At 39.9% G+C, this 16,902-nt stretch carries 18 protein-coding genes; 13 read left to right on the plus strand and 5 right to left on the minus strand.

The genetic code is table 11. From position 1 onward, the window contains the following. Positions 1 to 45 precede the first annotated feature (45 nt). Genes AC52J8_RS08445 through AC52J8_RS08460 form a run of 4 tightly spaced genes read left to right on the plus strand, consistent with a single transcriptional unit; the run spans position 46 to position 4,163 of the window. Positions 46 to 1,038 carry an ABC transporter substrate-binding protein gene (locus AC52J8_RS08445; RefSeq protein ID WP_019767751.1) on the plus strand — a complete coding sequence of 331 codons (993 nt, stop codon included), beginning with the start codon at positions 46 to 48 and terminating at the stop codon, positions 1,036 to 1,038. Positions 1,039 to 1,088: 50 nt separating this feature from the next. Further along, entirely contained in the window at positions 1,089 to 1,910 is an 822-nt protein-coding gene (locus AC52J8_RS08450; RefSeq protein WP_032063338.1) for an ABC transporter ATP-binding protein, read from the plus strand. After that, positions 1,903 to 2,697: an ABC transporter permease gene (locus AC52J8_RS08455; RefSeq protein ID WP_002113674.1), complete on the plus strand. Its 795-nt coding sequence runs from the start codon at positions 1,903 to 1,905 to the stop codon at positions 2,695 to 2,697. Before AC52J8_RS08450 ends, AC52J8_RS08455 begins: the two co-directional genes overlap by 8 nt. After that, positions 2,694 to 4,163 (plus strand): amidohydrolase family protein, encoded by a 1,470-nt coding sequence (locus tag AC52J8_RS08460; protein WP_086399376.1) that lies wholly within the window; start codon positions 2,694 to 2,696, stop codon positions 4,161 to 4,163. Before AC52J8_RS08455 ends, AC52J8_RS08460 begins: the two co-directional genes overlap by 4 nt. Positions 4,164 to 4,261: 98 nt before the next feature. Here the strand turns inward: AC52J8_RS08460 and AC52J8_RS08465 are convergent, their stop codons facing one another. Then, positions 4,262 to 5,161 carry an acetoacetate decarboxylase family protein gene (locus AC52J8_RS08465; protein ID WP_086399375.1) on the minus strand — a complete coding sequence of 300 codons (900 nt, stop codon included), beginning with the start codon at positions 5,159 to 5,161 and terminating at the stop codon, positions 4,262 to 4,264. Between the two features lie 328 nt (positions 5,162 to 5,489). Between AC52J8_RS08465 and AC52J8_RS08470 the strand changes: the two genes are divergently transcribed. From AC52J8_RS08470 to AC52J8_RS08485, 4 genes are all read left to right on the plus strand, one after another. Further along, the gene (locus AC52J8_RS08470) at positions 5,490 to 6,320 is read left to right on the plus strand and encodes an alpha/beta fold hydrolase (RefSeq protein ID WP_002113902.1); all 831 of its coding nucleotides are present in this window, start codon (positions 5,490 to 5,492) and stop codon (positions 6,318 to 6,320) included. A 159-nt stretch (positions 6,321 to 6,479) separates the two neighbouring features. After that, positions 6,480 to 7,718 carry an NADH:flavin oxidoreductase/NADH oxidase family protein gene (locus AC52J8_RS08475; RefSeq protein WP_086611549.1) on the plus strand — a complete coding sequence of 413 codons (1,239 nt, stop codon included), beginning with the start codon at positions 6,480 to 6,482 and terminating at the stop codon, positions 7,716 to 7,718. A gap of 15 nt (positions 7,719 to 7,733) precedes the next feature. Then, complete coding sequence (locus AC52J8_RS08480) at positions 7,734 to 8,801, plus strand: saccharopine dehydrogenase family protein (RefSeq protein WP_086399373.1); 1,068 nt, start codon at positions 7,734 to 7,736, stop codon at positions 8,799 to 8,801. 201 nt (positions 8,802 to 9,002) lie between these two features. Continuing rightward, a complete protein-coding gene (locus AC52J8_RS08485; RefSeq protein ID WP_005128573.1) occupies positions 9,003 to 9,578 on the plus strand; it encodes a dihydrofolate reductase family protein in 576 nt (191 codons plus the stop codon). Positions 9,579 to 9,670: 92 nt separating this feature from the next. Here the strand turns inward: AC52J8_RS08485 and AC52J8_RS08490 are convergent, their stop codons facing one another. Next, entirely contained in the window at positions 9,671 to 10,087 is a 417-nt protein-coding gene (locus tag AC52J8_RS08490) for a MerR family transcriptional regulator (protein WP_005128575.1), read from the minus strand. A 155-nt stretch (positions 10,088 to 10,242) separates the two neighbouring features. Here AC52J8_RS08490 and AC52J8_RS08495 point away from each other — a divergent pair, with 155 nt between their 5' ends. Next, entirely contained in the window at positions 10,243 to 10,941 is a 699-nt protein-coding gene (locus AC52J8_RS08495; protein WP_086399372.1) for a type 1 glutamine amidotransferase domain-containing protein, read from the plus strand. A gap of 69 nt (positions 10,942 to 11,010) precedes the next feature. On the opposite strand, the gene AC52J8_RS08500 is transcribed toward AC52J8_RS08495, so the two are convergent. The 3 genes from AC52J8_RS08500 to AC52J8_RS08510 all read right to left on the minus strand — a co-directional run bounded on the left by AC52J8_RS08500 (position 11,011) and on the right by AC52J8_RS08510 (position 13,769). Continuing rightward, positions 11,011 to 12,030, minus strand: coding sequence for an MBL fold metallo-hydrolase (locus AC52J8_RS08500; protein WP_208753278.1), 1,020 nt, complete (start codon positions 12,028 to 12,030; stop codon positions 11,011 to 11,013). Between the two features lie 140 nt (positions 12,031 to 12,170). Next, complete coding sequence (locus AC52J8_RS08505; RefSeq protein WP_101663354.1) at positions 12,171 to 12,740, minus strand: TetR/AcrR family transcriptional regulator; 570 nt, start codon at positions 12,738 to 12,740, stop codon at positions 12,171 to 12,173. 93 nt (positions 12,741 to 12,833) lie between these two features. Further along, the gene (locus AC52J8_RS08510; protein WP_208753277.1) at positions 12,834 to 13,769 is read right to left on the minus strand and encodes a LysR family transcriptional regulator; all 936 of its coding nucleotides are present in this window, start codon (positions 13,767 to 13,769) and stop codon (positions 12,834 to 12,836) included. Between the two features lie 179 nt (positions 13,770 to 13,948). Here AC52J8_RS08510 and AC52J8_RS08515 point away from each other — a divergent pair, with 179 nt between their 5' ends. Genes AC52J8_RS08515 through AC52J8_RS08530 form a run of 4 tightly spaced genes read left to right on the plus strand, consistent with a single transcriptional unit; the run spans position 13,949 to position 16,901 of the window. After that, positions 13,949 to 14,713: an SDR family oxidoreductase gene (locus AC52J8_RS08515; protein WP_000190710.1), complete on the plus strand. Its 765-nt coding sequence runs from the start codon at positions 13,949 to 13,951 to the stop codon at positions 14,711 to 14,713. A 12-nt stretch (positions 14,714 to 14,725) separates the two neighbouring features. Continuing rightward, entirely contained in the window at positions 14,726 to 15,481 is a 756-nt protein-coding gene (locus AC52J8_RS08520; RefSeq protein WP_199993339.1) for an SDR family NAD(P)-dependent oxidoreductase, read from the plus strand. A gap of 44 nt (positions 15,482 to 15,525) precedes the next feature. Further along, positions 15,526 to 16,437 (plus strand): SDR family NAD(P)-dependent oxidoreductase, encoded by a 912-nt coding sequence (locus AC52J8_RS08525; protein ID WP_208753276.1) that lies wholly within the window; start codon positions 15,526 to 15,528, stop codon positions 16,435 to 16,437. 2 nt (positions 16,438 to 16,439) lie between these two features. Beyond that, positions 16,440 to 16,901: a MaoC family dehydratase gene (locus AC52J8_RS08530; RefSeq protein ID WP_336015683.1), complete on the plus strand. Its 462-nt coding sequence runs from the start codon at positions 16,440 to 16,442 to the stop codon at positions 16,899 to 16,901. Position 16,902: the final 1 nt, after the last annotated feature.

A 16,902-nucleotide genomic window follows, 5' to 3' on the forward strand; every position in this document is an offset into this window, starting at 1 on the left:
AAAAGAATAGCAAGATAAATCAATACAGATTTAGGGGGCTTATTTATGAATATTCAGCACTATGTAAGCAAAGGGCGACGTACTGTTATTGTGAGTGCATTATTGGGGCTAGGAACAATTTTCAGTTCAACCAGTTATGCTGCCGATAAACTTGTTCTACAAACCACATGGTATGCACAAGCCGAGCAAGGTGGATATTATCAGGCACTTGCACAAGGGATTTATAAAAAATACGGACTCGATGTCGATATTAAAATTGGTGGGCCACAGGTCAATAATATGACCTTACTATTGTCCAAACGTGCCGACATTATAATTAATTATGATTTACAGGTCTTAAAGGGTATTGAAAGTAATTTTCCAATCAAAGCAGTTGCGGCACCATTTCAGTTTGACCCACAAGGTGTATTAACTCATGGCGATGTAAAGTCTTTGGCGGACTTAAAAGGCAAAACAATTCTTGTTTCAACCAGTGGGCAAGCAAGCTGGTGGCCATGGTTAAAAGGGAAATATAAATTAAATGCAGCACAGGCTCGCCCTTATACCTTCAATATGCAGCCATTTTTAGCTGGCAAAAATGTGGCACAGCAAGCCTATGCAACCTCTGAAGTCTTTCAGGCAAAAAAAGCAGAGCCTTCAAGTAATTTCTTTTTATTTGCTGATGCTGGCTATCCAGCTTATGGCGGTATTTTAGTTACACGCAATGATGTGATTCAAAACAAACCAGATGTTGTGCGTCGTTTTGTTCAGGCATCGATGGAAGGATGGAAAAACTATTTAGCTGATCCTCGATTAGGGAATAGTCTGATTAAAAAAGAAAACCCAAATATGAAAGATGATCTGCTGGCCTTTGCAGTAGGTCAAATGCGCAAACTCAAACTGATTGATGGGGGAGATGCTAAAACGCAAGGAATCGGGGTCATGACCGATGCGCGTTGGAAAGCCACACGAGATTTTATGGTGAACGCTGGTTTGTTAAAAGCTCAAACCAACTGGAAAACTGCTTATACCACACAGTTTGTTAAAACTGCCAAGTAGTCAGGGTTATAGGGTTAAGAAATAAGGCATTCGCGCGGAGGGGAAACCATATGAATTCTGCATTAACAATTGATACTTCTATACATGAATCTTCAAATTTTATTACGCCAATGATTATGGTCAGAGGAGTAGAAAAGACCTATCCAAATGGTACTAATGCTTTACAACGTTTGGATTTAAATATTGCACGTGGTGAGATTGTTTCATTACTTGGACCGTCAGGTTGCGGGAAAAGTACTTTACTGAAAATGTTTGCCGATCTGGAGCAACCTTCTGCGGGACTAGTGCGTTGGAATGGCAAGGCCGAGATTCAATCACAATGCAAAATGGCAATGGTCTTTCAAGAAGCAACCCTGATGCCTTGGGCTAATATTGCAGAAAATGTACGCTTACCTTTGGATTTGCAGCATATTTCGAAATCAACTAGTACACCCAAAGTTATGGCCGCGTTAAAGGCCGTTGGTTTAGAAAACTTTAGTCAGGCTTATCCCCGCGAGCTTTCGGGGGGCATGCAAATGCGTGCCTCCTTGGCTCGTGCATTAGTGACTGAACCAGATTTACTGTTAATGGATGAGCCCTTCGGAGCTTTAGATGAATTTACTCGCCATAAACTTGACAGTGATATTCGTCAATTATGGTCTGAGCGAGATTTAACCGTAGTTTTTGTTACTCATAGCATCTATGAAGCAGTGTATTTATCTTCTCGGGTCATTGTGATGGGGGCACGACCAGGACGTGTGGTGGCTGACCTTGAAATTGAGGGGCCTTATGTGCGTGATGAAGCTTTCCGTAGTTCTGAAGTCTTTATTCAACAATGTTCACATCTATCCCAAGTACTAGCTGAGGCAAGCGGAGGGCATGGTCATGATTAAACCATTAATGGAACATCCAAAGGTACAACGTATTGCAGCTCCACTAGGGTTAGGTCTGATTTTCCTACTAGTTTGGCAGTTGAGTTTTCAACAGCTTGAAGTACCTGTCTATGTCGTACCAAAACCCAGCGATATTGTTATGGCAATGATTAAAGAGTCCAGTGTGTTATTTGGAAGCTTGTTGATCACACTAAAAATTACCTTATTAGCTTTTGTCTGTGCTGTAGTCATTGGCACCTTGATTGCTTTCGTCTTTGTACAAAGCCGTGTAGTAGAAGCCTGTTTTATGCCTTATGCCATTTTATTTCAGGTGACTCCAATTGTCGCTATTGCCCCTCTGGTGATTATCTGGATTCAAAATACAACATTAGCATTAGTCGTTTGTGCCATGTTAGTTGCAGTATTTCCAATATTGACTAACACCACTTTAGGTTTACGTAGCGTCAACAAAGGTTTACTTAATCTTTTTCAGATCAATAAAGCCAGTCGTTGGCAAATTTTAATGCGCTTACGTGTGCCGAATGCTTTGCCTTATTTCTTTGGTGGGTTGCGTATTTCTTCTGGTTTGGCACTTATTGGCGCCGTGGTTTCGGAGTTTGTGGCTGGAGCTGGTGGGACTAGTGCAGGTTTGGCTTACCAAATTTTGCAAGCAGGTTTTCAGCTCGATTTACCATTAATGTTTGCAGCATTATTTCTTATTACGTGCACAGGCTTGGGTTTATTTGTGCTGATGTCTTTATTAAGTCATTTCTTTTTAAGTAAATGGCATGAGAGTGAACAAGTATGAGTCCTGATCTTTCAAATAATGGTTCTTTAAATCATCGCTATTTAATCAAAAATGCTTATGCCATTTTGACAGGGTTATCGGGGGATGCAGCACGTTCTTCATTTACTGATATCCGTATTCAAGACGGTAAAATTATTGAATTGGGACAACTGACCGCACAATCGAATGAACAAATTATCGATGCGAAAGACTGTGTAATTTATCCAGCTTGGGTAAATACTCATCATCATTTATTTCAATCCTTATTGAAGGGAGAACCGCAAGGTTTAAATCAAAACCTAACCTCTTGGCTTGCCAGTACGCCATACCGATTTCGTGGTGCATTCGATGAAGCTACATTTCGGGTGGCAGTACGTATCGGATTAATTGAATTATTACGGTCAGGTTGTGCAACAGTAGCGGATCATCATTATCTTTACTGGCCACAAATGCCGTTCGATGGGGCTGCGATTTTATTTGATGAAGCTGAAAAGTTAGGCATGCGTTTTGTGTTATGCCGAGGTGGCGCAACTCTAACGCGTGGCTTAGAAAGCGAATTACCGCAAGCATTACGCCCTGAGAAATTTGAAGACTATATGGAGGATATAGAACTCCTAGTACAGCGATATCATCAACCGAGTTCCGATGCATTCCGGAAAATCGTAATGGCACCCACTACAGCTTTGCATTCGACCACTGCACAGCAATTAAGAGAAAGCGCCAAGATTGCTAGACAATTGGGTATCCGCATGCATAGCCATTTATCTGAAACAGTAGATTATCTGGATGCGGCTCGAACCAAATTTGGTATGACACCTGTACAGTTTTGTGCAGAGCAGGATTGGGTTGGAAGCGATGTTTGGTTTGCCCATTTGGTTAAGCTATTACCTGAAGAAATACAGCTGTTGGGTCAAACACAAACAGGGATTGCACATTGTCCTCAGAGTAATGCACGTTTGGGGAGTGGTATTGCCGATCTTGTCAGTTTAGAACAAGCGGGTATGACTATTTCGATTGGAGTAGATGGTGCGGGCTCGAATGAAGCCGCAGATATGTTATCTGAAACCCATGCTGCATGGCTGTTACAACGGGCCAGAAAGGGCATGTCGGCTCTACCTCAATATGAGGGTGGGTTATTTGAAGGAGGAGCAGATGCTGCAAGTATTGAGGATATCATTCGTTGGGGAACTTTAGGTGGAGCTAAGATTTTAGGTTTAGATCAAGTTGGTTCAATTGAGGTTGGACAACAGGCAGATTTAGTGGCTTATCAATTGGATGATCCGCGTTATTTCGGCTTACATGATATGGCGATTGGTCCAGTGGCAAGTGGTGGGCGAGCACATATTAAAGCCATGTTTGTGGCTGGAAAAATGGTGGTGGAAAATGATCAAATTCCTGATGTTGATATGATGAAATTAGCTTGGCAAGCGAAGCAATCGGTGAAACTGTTGCAGCAGCGTAGTGTAGAAATGGCGAAAATAGCCTAACCGAGTTATCTGATTAGACTATGATATTAATAGCTTTGAGTTTATTTAATTTGATAAATATTAGCTAAAAAGAAGGCGGTAATCATACCGCCAAAATATCAAAGAAGTTTAATCGGCAAATTAAGTACCACCTGAGCATCTTCAACAACATCTAGACGTAAAATTTTTGAAGCGCCTAATTCATTTAGCAATGTAGTTAAAGGCCCCTCATTTTTCTCGAGTTGAACATTCTTTGGAAAAAGCTTTTGCGCAAAAGAAAGAATGTTGGACTGAACCTCTGTCTGGTGCCATTTCCCATCAACTACATGGAGCATAGTTGCTTTATTAATATGTGTTTCAGAATCGGCACATTTTAAAGTCGGAACAGCAGTTTTTAAACTTAAATCTAATTTGCCATTAACATCAAAAATATCTGCTTGCACTTCTTTTGGGTTAATATTGACGTCAATTTTAGTTAACCATTTTGGTAGCTGGTAACCATATACACCACGCACTCTGGCGATTTCAGTATCAACAGGCAAAGCTAAAACATGAGCATAAAAATGACGTTGACGCATCGATTTCATTAACTCTGCAATTTGTGAACCACGAGCATTAGGCTTACGGACAACAATCGCAATCGACACTTCGTTATAAGGGTCATTGTCACAAACAGAATAGGTAAAAAACGTAACAGCAACCAACCCGTAACCCGGAAATGGTTGTAAGGGCGTTAAGTCAGCAGGAAGTTTTGCTTTAATTCGCTTAATAGGTGCAAGCATGAGCAGTTGTACATTTGCACTACGATAATAAAAGTTGGGTGCCCAAACAGGACCTACTCGGGATTCCACAATTTTTTTAGGTATATGACGGAAAAAATCGATGTTGCCAACAGCAGGATCTTGCGCGACTTCATCTAAATCGGGGTTCATTCTGAAACGGTCATAATAACCACCTTTGGGTACTTTGACTTTTTGTTGCCCAAATTCAACTTCAGTAAACTGTTGTTTTGTATTCATGAAAGTTCACCTTTACATTAATTGACCGAGTAGCTAATGCTGTATATTTCAAGACGCGTTAATTTAGAATCAATACAGAAACTATAAGATTAAAGCTAACTTTAAGGTCAAGTCTTTAATTTTGAGGTGTAAAGTCTTTGACATTTAAGGGAAATAAAATAAAAACAATTAAAGATTAAAAAGATACAATGTTGCCTAGCGTCTTCATATAAATTTTATTTTTAAAAGACGATTAAGATAGTTGACCTTAAAGTTAACTTTAAACTTAGTATAAATATTCAATCCTTTATAACGAATCAACAAGCAGTTTTTCACCAGGAGAACAAAGATGGGATATGTAACCACAAAAGACGGCGTAGAAATTTTCTATAAAGATTGGGGACCACGTGATGCCCAAGTTTTATTTTTTCATCATGGATGGCCTTTAAGTTCAGATGATTGGGACACACAGTTGCTTTTTTTCCTTAAAGAAGGTTTTCGTGTAGTTGCTCATGATAGACGGGGACATGGACGTTCAAGTCAGGTGTGGGATGGTCACGATATGGACCACTACGCAGATGACGTTGCAGAAGTGGTTAAACATCTGAATATTAAAAATGCAATTCACATTGGCCACTCAACGGGCGGTGGTGAAGTAGCTCATTATATTGCACGTCATGGCCAAGACAATGTTAAAAAAGCTGTTCTTGTCAGTGCAGTTCCGCCACTGATGGTTAAAACTGAAAATAATCCTGAAGGTTTACCAAAAGAAGTTTTTGATGATCTGCAAAATCAGGTTCTCACCAACCGTGCGCAATTTTTCCGAGATCTTCCATCTGGTCCGTTCTATGGTTTTAACCGACCAGATGCGAAACCATCTGAAGGTATTATTGCTAACTGGTGGCGTCAGGGTATGACGGGTAGTGCAAAAGCGCATTACGATGGTATTGTGGCGTTCTCACAAACTGACTTTACCGAAGATTTAAAGAAAATCACCATTCCTGTTTTGGTGTTACATGGTGATGACGATCAGATCGTGCCTTATAAAACGTCTGGCGTAAAATCTGCTGAGTTACTTCAAAATAGCCAACTCAAGATCTATCCGGGTTTTTCTCACGGTATGTTAACTGTAAACCATGAAGTGATTAATGCTGACTTATTGACGTTTATTCGCGAATAATTTAAAGCTTTAAACTTTAAAAAAGAGGCCTATTAAGTGCCTCTTTTTTATTTATAAGTAAATGAAATTGAAAGTAATAAATATAGAAATGCTAAAAGGTATTGACATTAAAGTTAGCTTTAATCTTAAAGTAAAGCCATACTGAATGAGGTCATTCCAATGAAAGTGTTCGAAAAATTAGTATTCCCAAATGGCTCATATGTTCCAAACCGTATTGCTAAAGCGGCAATGGAAGAAAACATGGCTGATTTAAACCACGCACCATCAGAAGAATTAATGCGTTTATATCAGGCTTGGGCAAATGGTGGCGTAGGTTTAATCATTACCGGAAATGTAATGGTAGACCGCCGAGCAATGACTGGACCGGGCGGTGTAGTACTTGAAGATGAAAAGCATCTGTATACTTTTAAAAAATGGGCAAAAATTGGGCGCTCAAAAGGCGCTCAGATGTGGCTTCAAATTAACCATCCGGGTCGCCAAATGCAAGCTAACCTAGGCCAGCAGACGTGGGCACCATCGGCTATTTCACTTGATCTTGGCAAAATGTCAAATCGTTTTAACACACCAATTGAAATGACCGAATCTATGATTGCAGAAGTGATTCAGCGTTTTGCAAATACGGCGCGTTTAGGTGAAAAAGCAGGATTTACTGGTGTAGAAATTCATGCAGCGCATGGTTATTTATTAAGCCAGTTTCTTTCTCCACTGAGTAATAAACGCCAAGATCAATGGGGTGGTTCTTTAGAAAACCGCGCTCGCATTTTAATAGAGATTGTTGAAGCTGTTCGTAAAGTAGTTTCGCCTCAGTTTACTGTTGCAGTGAAACTAAATTCAGCCGATTTCCAACGTGGTGGGTTTAGCGCTGAAGATGCTCAACAAGTGGTTAAAATGTTAAATGAACATGCAGTCGATTTGGTTGAACTTTCAGGCGGTAGCTATGAAGCGCCAGCCATGCAAGGTCAAGCACGTGATGGTCGCACACTTGCTCGCGAAGCTTACTTTTTAGAATTTGCACAAGAAATTCGTAAAGTTGCCAAAATGCCTGTTATGGTGACAGGTGGCATACGCCGTAGACAAGTGGCAGAGAAAGTAATTGAAAGCGGTGTAGATATGGTCGGTATTGCCACAGCTTTAGCAATTGAACCTAATTTGCCAAATGCTTGGAAACAAGGCCAGAATCTTACTTCTGAGTTAAAACCAATTACTTGGAAGAACAAAACACTTGCTTCACTTGCCAATATGGCTGTGGTCAAATTCCAGTTACGTAATTTAAGTGCAGGTAAAAAAACAAAACCAAATGTTTCACCAGCTTGGGCTTTAATTTTGCAACAATCAGCGATGTCATGCCGTACTCGCCAATACAAAAAAGGCATGCGTGACTATTCATTTGCTTCTTAATAAGTGAGTTGTGTTATGACAAATCCTAACGATTCAAACTGGATAATTTATGGAGCAAATGGCTACACGGGCGAGTTAATCGCTCGTGAAGCTGTACGCCAAGGTCTAAAACCAACTCTGGCTGGTCGTAACAAAGCTAAGGTTGAAACATTAGCTCAGGAGCTGGAACTCGACTATAAAGCTTTTGGGCTGGATAACGTAGATGTAGTAAGTGAACAACTCCAAGGCTTTAAACTGGTCATGCACTGTGCAGGGCCATTTTCAGCAACATCAAAACCTATGATGGAAGCTTGTATAAAGGCAGGTGTTCACTATCTAGATATTACTGGTGAAATCGCTGTATTTGAATTGGCACAGTCACTTAATAGTCAAGCTGAAAAAGCCGATGTTGTGCTTTGTCCGGGTGTCGGTTTCGATGTGATTCCAACAGATTGTGTGGCTGCTGCGCTCAAAGAAGCATTGCCAGATGCGACCCATTTAGCGCTTGGTTTCGACTCTAGAACCGGATTTTCACCGGGTACTGCCAAAACCAGTACAGAAGGTATGGCAGAGGGTGGAAAAATTCGTAAAAACGGAAAAATTACCACCGTTCCATTAGCCCATTATGTGCGTACCATTGATTTTGGTGATGGTAAAAAAAGTGCCATGAGTGTTCCGTGGGGAGACGTATCTACAGCGTTCTATACAACAGGTATTCCAAATATTGAAGTATTTGTACCTGCATTTCCCAAAATGATTATGGGCGCGAAAATGATGAACTGCTTCCGCCCTGTATTAAAACTCAATGCCGTGCAAAAGTTTATTAAATCACGTATTGAAAAAACGGTTTTTGGGCCAAATGAGGAACTCCGCGCGAAAGTACCCACCTATGTTTGGGGAGAAGCAAGAAATTCACGTGGGGAAATCAAAACCGCCCGCATCCAAACGGAAAACGCTTATAGCCTTACCGTAAATGGGTCACTGACTGTAGTGAATTATTTGCTCAAAAATACCGTTAAGGGTGGTACATACACACCTGCAAAACTGATGGGTTATAAGTTAGTGACGGAGCTACCGGGTTCTGGTCCATTGGTTATTAATTAAAAGCTTTTATTAAAATAGTATGTTTATAGATTGTCCCGAATAAGGAGTCACTCTTATTCGGGTTATTTTTAAATATTTCAATTAAATACGACTTAATATGGATAGAAAGAAAAACAGAAAACAAAACACTGCATAAGAAATAATTCAAATTGAATATACTAAAAAGCGATAAATATTTTTCATAACAAAGGAATGAGAATAATGAGAAAACTCATACTATTTCTACATGCATCGCTTGACAGTTTTGTCGAAGGTCCAAATGGGGCAATGGACATAGGCTGGATTGCTTACGATGCCGATTTAGCAAACCATGCGAAAGAAATTTTGAGCACTGCCGATACGGTGATTTGGGGACGTGCGACTTACCAGATGATGCATAATTACTGGCCAACCATGCTTTCAAATCCAGAAGCCTCAGAACATGAACGCAATCATGCTGAGTGGATTGAAAAAACAGAGAAAATCGTTTTTTCAACAACCTTAGATAAAGTTGAGTGGAATAATTCTAGGCTTGTAAAAGATCATGTTAAAGAAGAAATTAATAAGCTCAAACAGCAACCAGGCAAGGATATGGTGATTTTAGGGAGTCCAAGATTCGCACACTATTTGATGCAACTTGGTTTAATCGATGAGTATAAAATCACGGTTTCGCCCGTGCTGATTGGTAGTGGCTTACCACTATTTCAAGGTATTAAAGAAAAAACCAATCTTAAACTCATTGAAAATAAAACGTTTGCTTCTGGCGCGATAGGTCTTCACTATCAAAAGATAAGCTGATTTTTTTCTATAATATTTGCATGGAAAAGACGAATTACAGCTTTGGCCTGCAATTGGTTTTTTTCAAGAAAAGTTCTATTTAAAGTTTAAAACTACGGTGTTTTTGCTTTGTCGAAATAGAGATTCATGAGCCGTTCTGCATTTTGTTCGCAGGTAATTTCATCGGGTTTGTCATTAATGGCATTAATCATGGTACGTAAGTTTTGCTTACTCACCTTGAGTTTTTGTTCTAAAAGCTCGATTTCTTGAATTTTTAATTCAATTGTTTGAATAAGGGCATCATGGTTCCAAGTGGCAACTTTTGAAGGCAAAAAAGCTTTAATTTCTGCTAAAGAAAAACCAACTTGCTGGGCTTGTTGGATAAGAGAAAGTTGCTTCAAATCGTTATCGGTATATTCACGGTAACCATTCGATTTTCTTTTTGCTTTAGGTAAGAGTTTGATTTGCTCGTAGTAACGAATTGTAGGGGTGCTTAAGCCGCTTAGTTTCGATAACTCGCTAATATTCATGGCACAGACTCTATTGACATTAAAGTTAACTTTAGACTTATAGTAGTGTAAAAGCAAGGTTCATAACTTTACTAACCACACACTTTCATTAACAGCTTTCTATGCTTTGATAGATGAAAGAATAGAATTATAAATATGAAAAATGAGGTGAGAAAATGTCTAAACGCATATTACACGTCGTCACCAATGTTTCACGCTATAAGGATGTAGATGAACCAACAGGCCTATGGTTAGGCGAACTCACCCATGCCTATGATGAATTTGAAAAGCAAAGTTATGTGCAAGATATCGTGAGTCCCAACGGCGGAAAAACTCCGATAGAACCAAAATCATTAGGAGCTTTGGTTTCTGACAAGTCTGTAAAAGCGAGGGAAGATGATCAAGCCTTTATGACTTTATTGGCTAATACATTTAAGCCTTCCGATATTAATTGGCAAGACTATGACGTGATTTACTACACAGGTGGTCACGGTGTGATGTGGGATTTTTTAGATAACCCTGAACTTCAAGAAATCACCAAAAATATTTATGAAAAAGGCGGTATTGTTTCGAGTGTTTGTCATGGCTACTGTGGTTTGCTCAATGTCAGGCTCTCAAATGGCAAACGACTAATAGAAGGTAAAAGGTTAACAGGTTTTGCATGGAGTGAAGAGGTTTTGGCAGGAGAGGCAAAAAAAGTCCCTTATAATGCCGAAGAGTTAGCTAAAGAATATGGTGCACATTATGATAAGGCCTTTATTCCTTTTGCACCATACGTCGTTCAAGATGGTAAGTTAATTACCGGTCAAAACCCGTTTTCAGCTAAAAAGACAGCTTTAGCGATAATAGAAGAGCTTAAAAAGAGTACTTCGTGAAGATCACCCAAAGTTATAAATAAGATAAGCCGAACACTGCAAATGAATGTTTGGCTTATTTATATTAAACTACGAACGCCACCAATAATTTTCAACATTTGGCGAGTTTAAGTTCAATAATTCACCCATTTGCGGTGTGCTAATTGCTAAATTATTTTGTTGAGCCAAAGCGACGATACGATCAAAAGGGTCGTCCCAAGCATGAAGCGCCAAGTCGAAAGTACCGTTATGGATAGGCAACAAATGACGGCCTTTTAAATCGATATGAGCTTGTAAAGTTTGCTCTGGTTGCATGTGAACATCAGGCCATTCGGGGTCGTAAGCACCCGTTTCTAACATGGTTAGATCGAAAGGGCCATAACGATGACCGATCTCTTTAAACCCGTCAAAATAGCCCGTATCTCCACTAAAAAATACACGTAAGTCATTATCAATAATCACCCACGATGCCCAAAGTGTCGCATTGCTATCGCCCATACCACGGCCTGAAAAATGATGAGCAGGGGTAGCCACCAATTTTAGTCCATCTACATGGGTAGTATCCCACCAATCAAGTTGTTGAACTTTTTCTGCTGGAATTCCCCATTTAATGAGTGTGTCACCCACACCAAGCGGTGTTAAGAAATGCTCAACTTTATCGTGAAGTTGCATCACTGCATGGTAGTCTAGGTGGTCGTAGTGGTTATGCGACAAAATCACGCCTTTAATAGGTGGTAAGTTCGCAATGCTAATTGGTGGCTGGTGGAAACGTTTTGGTCCAAGCCATTGAAAAGGCGAAGCACGCTCTGAAAACACTGGGTCGGTTAACCAAAATTCATTTTGCAGTTTTAACAAGATGGTTGAGTGGCCCAAACGAAATAGAGAGCGATCGGGCGCACTTAATAACTGTTCTTTCGACAAACTTAAAACAGGAATTTCTTTGTTCGGAACTGTGTCTTTTGGTTTATTAAATAAAAACTTCCACATGAGCTGAAGCGTTTTACCAAAAGAAGGCTTGTGTTGATTTGGACGCGTATTTCTAAATTTGCCATTGTGTTGTTGAGATGGCATTAAGGGAGCAGGCAAGTCTGTTGTGTTTGAAATAGTCATTTTGTTTTTCCTTATTGGAACAAACCTATATGTACAAATAAAGAACTTGGGCTAAGTGCTTATTTAGATTTATTTAAATGAGTATTTACTCACTCATTAATTCATTCAAAAATAAGGACGTCTTGCATCCTTATTTTTATCTATATTGAAACTGCATGCCAAAACGCTTCAAAACCAGATTTTCGATAACGCTCGGTTTGAGAAGGGTCTTGGGCAATAAAATTGAGTGTAACTTCGGCAAGCGCACCTAAAATTGAAGCAATAAATAACGGTGGGTAATCTCTTAATTTTCCGTCATTAATACATTCTTGAATGTTTTGAGTCAGGTCACAAAAGGTTTGCATACCAATTTGTTTACTTTGCTCAGTAATTTGTTCCGATGTTGAAAGCTGCGCCATTACTTTACGTTTAAGGGGAGCTTCTAAACTCCAGTCCAAATAGCTTTGCCAGATATGCGACATTTGTGTTTGCAGGTCAGCGTTAGTCGGGTAACTAAGCATCATCACCTGACGCAGTTCGGCCTTTAGCGAAAGATATAACTGGTTCAGCAGTTCTTCTTTATTACTAAAATAGGTAAATAAAGTACCTTCTGCCACGCCAGCAACTTTGGCAATTTTTGAGGTAGACGCACGCTCGCCAAGCTCTGCCAATGTTTCGATAGCAGCACTTAAAATTGCATTACGTTTATCTTCACTACGAGGACGAGCCATATACAAAAATATTAATTGAGTGATTACTCAATCATACATAAAAATATGAGCAGTGCAAGCGAAATAGAATTTTACTGTCATAAATTTACTATTTTATAAACTATTCATAAGCTGCAATATTTGACTCTTACACCATACGATTTGGTGTTCATGGGACTTTTGTTGATCCCAATATAAATTCATCTGATATCCAACAATATCTATCGGTAGCGGATGCACCTTAATTTGAGGGTAAGTATCTTTAAAATGAGCAATTTGACATTGAGGAATCGTGAGTAAATGGTCCATTTGTGTAATTAATCGGATTGCCGTTTCATATTGTTGGCAGCGGAAACTAATCGTTCTTTTGATACCTTGTTTAGATAAGAAAAAATCTTCAAAGACACGACCTGTAGGACGAGAGGACACTGTAATGTGCTTAGCTTCTAAATAAATTTCTTTGGTTAGGTTCGTTTTGGATAATAAAGGATGCTGCTCGCGACTTATTACTACAAATTGATCTTTAGTAAGACATTCATAACCAATGCTATCTTCAACCGAATGTTGAACATCAATCGCAAAATCGATTTTTCCCGTAGAAAGCTCATGTCTTAAGTTTTTACGATCAATGCGTACGCTATTTAACTGTAAATTAGGATTAAATTGAGTTAAGTGCTGAATAATAGAGGGTAAAAAAATTCCTTCATACTCATCATTCATAGCAATTGTGAGATGCTTTAAATCTCGTGCTGGTACAAAGTCATGCGTGCTTTGAATTGCTTGATGCATAAGTTGTAATGACTGTTCAATTTTAGGCCATAAACGTTTGGCTAAAGGTGATGGAACAACACCGTGTCCATCTCGAATAAATAATGGGTCATTAAAATGATCACGTAAACGAGCTAATGCATGGCTAACAGCAGGTTGACTTAGAAAAAGTTGTTCACTAGCCCGTGTTAGATTTTTTTCTTTATAAATTGCCACAAATACACGAAATAAATTCAGGTCAATACGAGCAAGAGAGGCAATATTATTATTCATTTCATTCATAGTTTGTTATTCAAACAATTCATTTTATTCATTGTAACAAGTTAGATATGGTCAGGAAATAGCATAAGAAATAGAGTGATTAATACTGTGAATTTTGAATGTAGCGCTTGTGGTAACAGCATTTAGAAAGCGTTGATTACAACTAATTTTTATAAAACCTATGAACATAAGGAAATGATATGGCAACACATTTATTTGATTTGACTGGAAAAATAGCCTTAGTTACAGGTGCAAGCCGTGGTATTGGTGAGGAAATTGCCAAACTTTTAGCAGAACAAGGTGCACATGTAATTGTATCTAGTCGCAAGATTGAAGATTGCCAACGCGTTGCTAATGAAATTATTGCAGCAAATGGTAAAGCGGAGGCAGCCGCTTGTCATGTAGGTAAACTCGAAGATATTGCAGCAATTTTTGAATATATTCGTAAAGAACACGGTCGTTTAGATATTTTAGTCAATAATGCAGCTGCCAACCCTTATTTTGGTCATATTCTAGATACAGATATTGGGGCCTATAACAAAACGGTTGAAGTCAACATTCGTGGATATTTCTTCATGTCTGTTGAGGCAGGTAAATTAATGAAAGAACAGGGTGGCGGTGCAATTGTTAATACCGCATCTGTAAATGCCCTGCAACCCGGAGATCGACAAGGTATTTATTCTATTACCAAAGCTGCGGTGGTGAATATGACCAAAGCCTTTGCAAAAGAATGTGGACCATTGGGCATTCGAGTGAATGCTTTATTGCCGGGTCTTACCAAGACCAAATTTGCTTCGGCACTATTTGAAAATGAAGATATTTATAAAAGCTGGATGGACACAATTCCATTACGCCGTCACGCAGAACCACGTGAAATGGCTGGAACTGTACTTTATTTAGTGTCAGATGCTGCGAGCTATACGAATGGTGAATGTATTGTGGTTGATGGCGGTTTAACTATTTAGGGAGGAATAGCAATGTACGAACATTATTCAGGTCAAGTGGTCTTAATCACAGGTGCGGCGAGTGGATTTGGTGCATTGCTGGCAGAGCAACTGGCGAAGTATGGTGCAAAATTAGTGTTGGGTGACTTGAATATTGAAGGGTTAAATACTGTAGTTGAACCGTTACGCCAAGCAGGAGTGGAGGTGGTTGCGCAAGTGTGTGATGTCAGCTCTGAAGCGGATGTACAGGCTTTGGTGCAAAGTGCAGTTACTCAGTTTGGTAGAATTGATGTCGGGATCAATAATGCAGGTATGAGTCCGCCTATGAAAAGCTTTATTGATACCGATGAAGCAGATCTGGATTTGAGTTTTGCCGTCAATGCCAAAGGTGTGTTCTTTGGTATGAAGCATCAAATTCGTCAGATGTTGCAACAAGGGGGTGGCATTATTCTGAATGTTGCTTCTGTTGCAGGTTTAGGTGCGGCTCCCAAATTGGCTGCCTATTCTGCGGCAAAGCATGCTGTGGTGGGATTAACCAAAACAGCAGCGATTGAATATGCAAATAAAGGCATTCGAGTTAATGCAATTTGTCCATTTTATACAACCACTCCGATGGTGGTCGACAGTGAACTCAAAGAGAAACAAGACTTTTTAGCCCAGGCCTCGCCAATGAAGCGTCTTGGCCATCCAAGCGAAGTGGTGGCAATGATGCTGATGATGTGTGCCAAAGAAAACTCATATCTCACAGGTCAAGCCATTGCAATTGATGGCGGCGTGACGGCTTATTAAAACATGTATTAAATACATCTTATTCATATATTTAGGAAAAAATCATGACAATTAATTTAAGCAATCGAGTGGCTATTGTTACAGGTGCAGGCGCAGGTCTAGGGCGGGAACATGCATTGTTACTGGCTCGTTTGGGTGCAAAAGTGGTCGTGAATGATCTTGGTAGCGATGTGAACGGAAAAGGTGGCTCAACCATGGCGGCCCAAAAAGTCGTGGATGAAATTATTGCGGCTGGTGGCGAGGCGATGGCAAATGGTGCTTCAGTCACTGATATTGAACAAGTTCAACAGATGGTAGATGAAACAATTGCCCGTTGGGGACGTGTAGATATTTTAATTAATAACGCTGGAATTCTCCGAGATAAAACTTTTAGCAAAATGTCACTAGATGACTTCCGTACCGTGATTGATGTCCACTTAATGGGGGCAGTAAATTGCACTAAAGCGGTATGGGATATCATGCGCGAGCAAAAATATGGTCGTATCGTTATGACGACTTCATCCTCTGGTCTATATGGCAATTTTGGGCAGTCCAACTACAGTGCTGCAAAAATGGCATTGGTTGGACTCATGCAGACACTGGCTTTAGAGGGTGAAAAATCTAATGTTCGGGTGAACTGTCTAGCACCAACAGCTGCAACTCGTATGCTTGAAGGATTATTACCCGAAGAAGCCCTTAAAGCTCTTGCTCCAAGTGCGGTCAGTCCTGCAATCGCGACTTTGGTTAGCGAAGATGCACCTACCCGTATGATTCTTTGTGCTGGCGCAGGTAGTTTTGAAGCTGCCCACATTACCCTTACGCAAGGAATTTATTTAGGTACGGATGAACAAGTTCCGCATGTTTTAGCACAACGTTTAGCTGATGTTTCAGACCGAACAGATGAGTTTGTTCCTGTCAGAGGAGGCGCTCAGGGTGAGCTTGAGCTGAAAAAAGCTTCATCAATGGCAGGAGAATAATTTTGACAAAAAATACATTAAGCATCGACCAACTGGTTGAGTTGCAAGGCCAAGCATTAGGTAGCTCGCAATGGATGACCATTGATCAAAGCATGATTAATACCTTTGCAGATGTCACACAAGATCATCAATTTATTCATGTGGATGAAGAAGCTGCTCGTCAGACACCTTTTGGTGGCACGATTGCCCATGGTTTTTTAACACTCTCTTTACTTTCAGCGATGGCCGCTCAGGTGTTGCCGACTGTACAGGGGCAGAAATCTGGCGTGAATTATGGCATCAATAATTTGCGTTTTATTAATCCTGTACATAGCGGTAGGCGGGTGCGTGGAAATTTTCACTTAAAAAATGTTTCCCAAAAAAATAAGGGAAGTTATCAGTTGATCATGGAAGTCACGATTGAAATCGAAGATCAGACAAAACCGGCACTTGTGACAGAGTGGCTTACACTTGTAAATGTATAGG

The organism is Acinetobacter sp. S-1, from assembly GCF_059579785.1.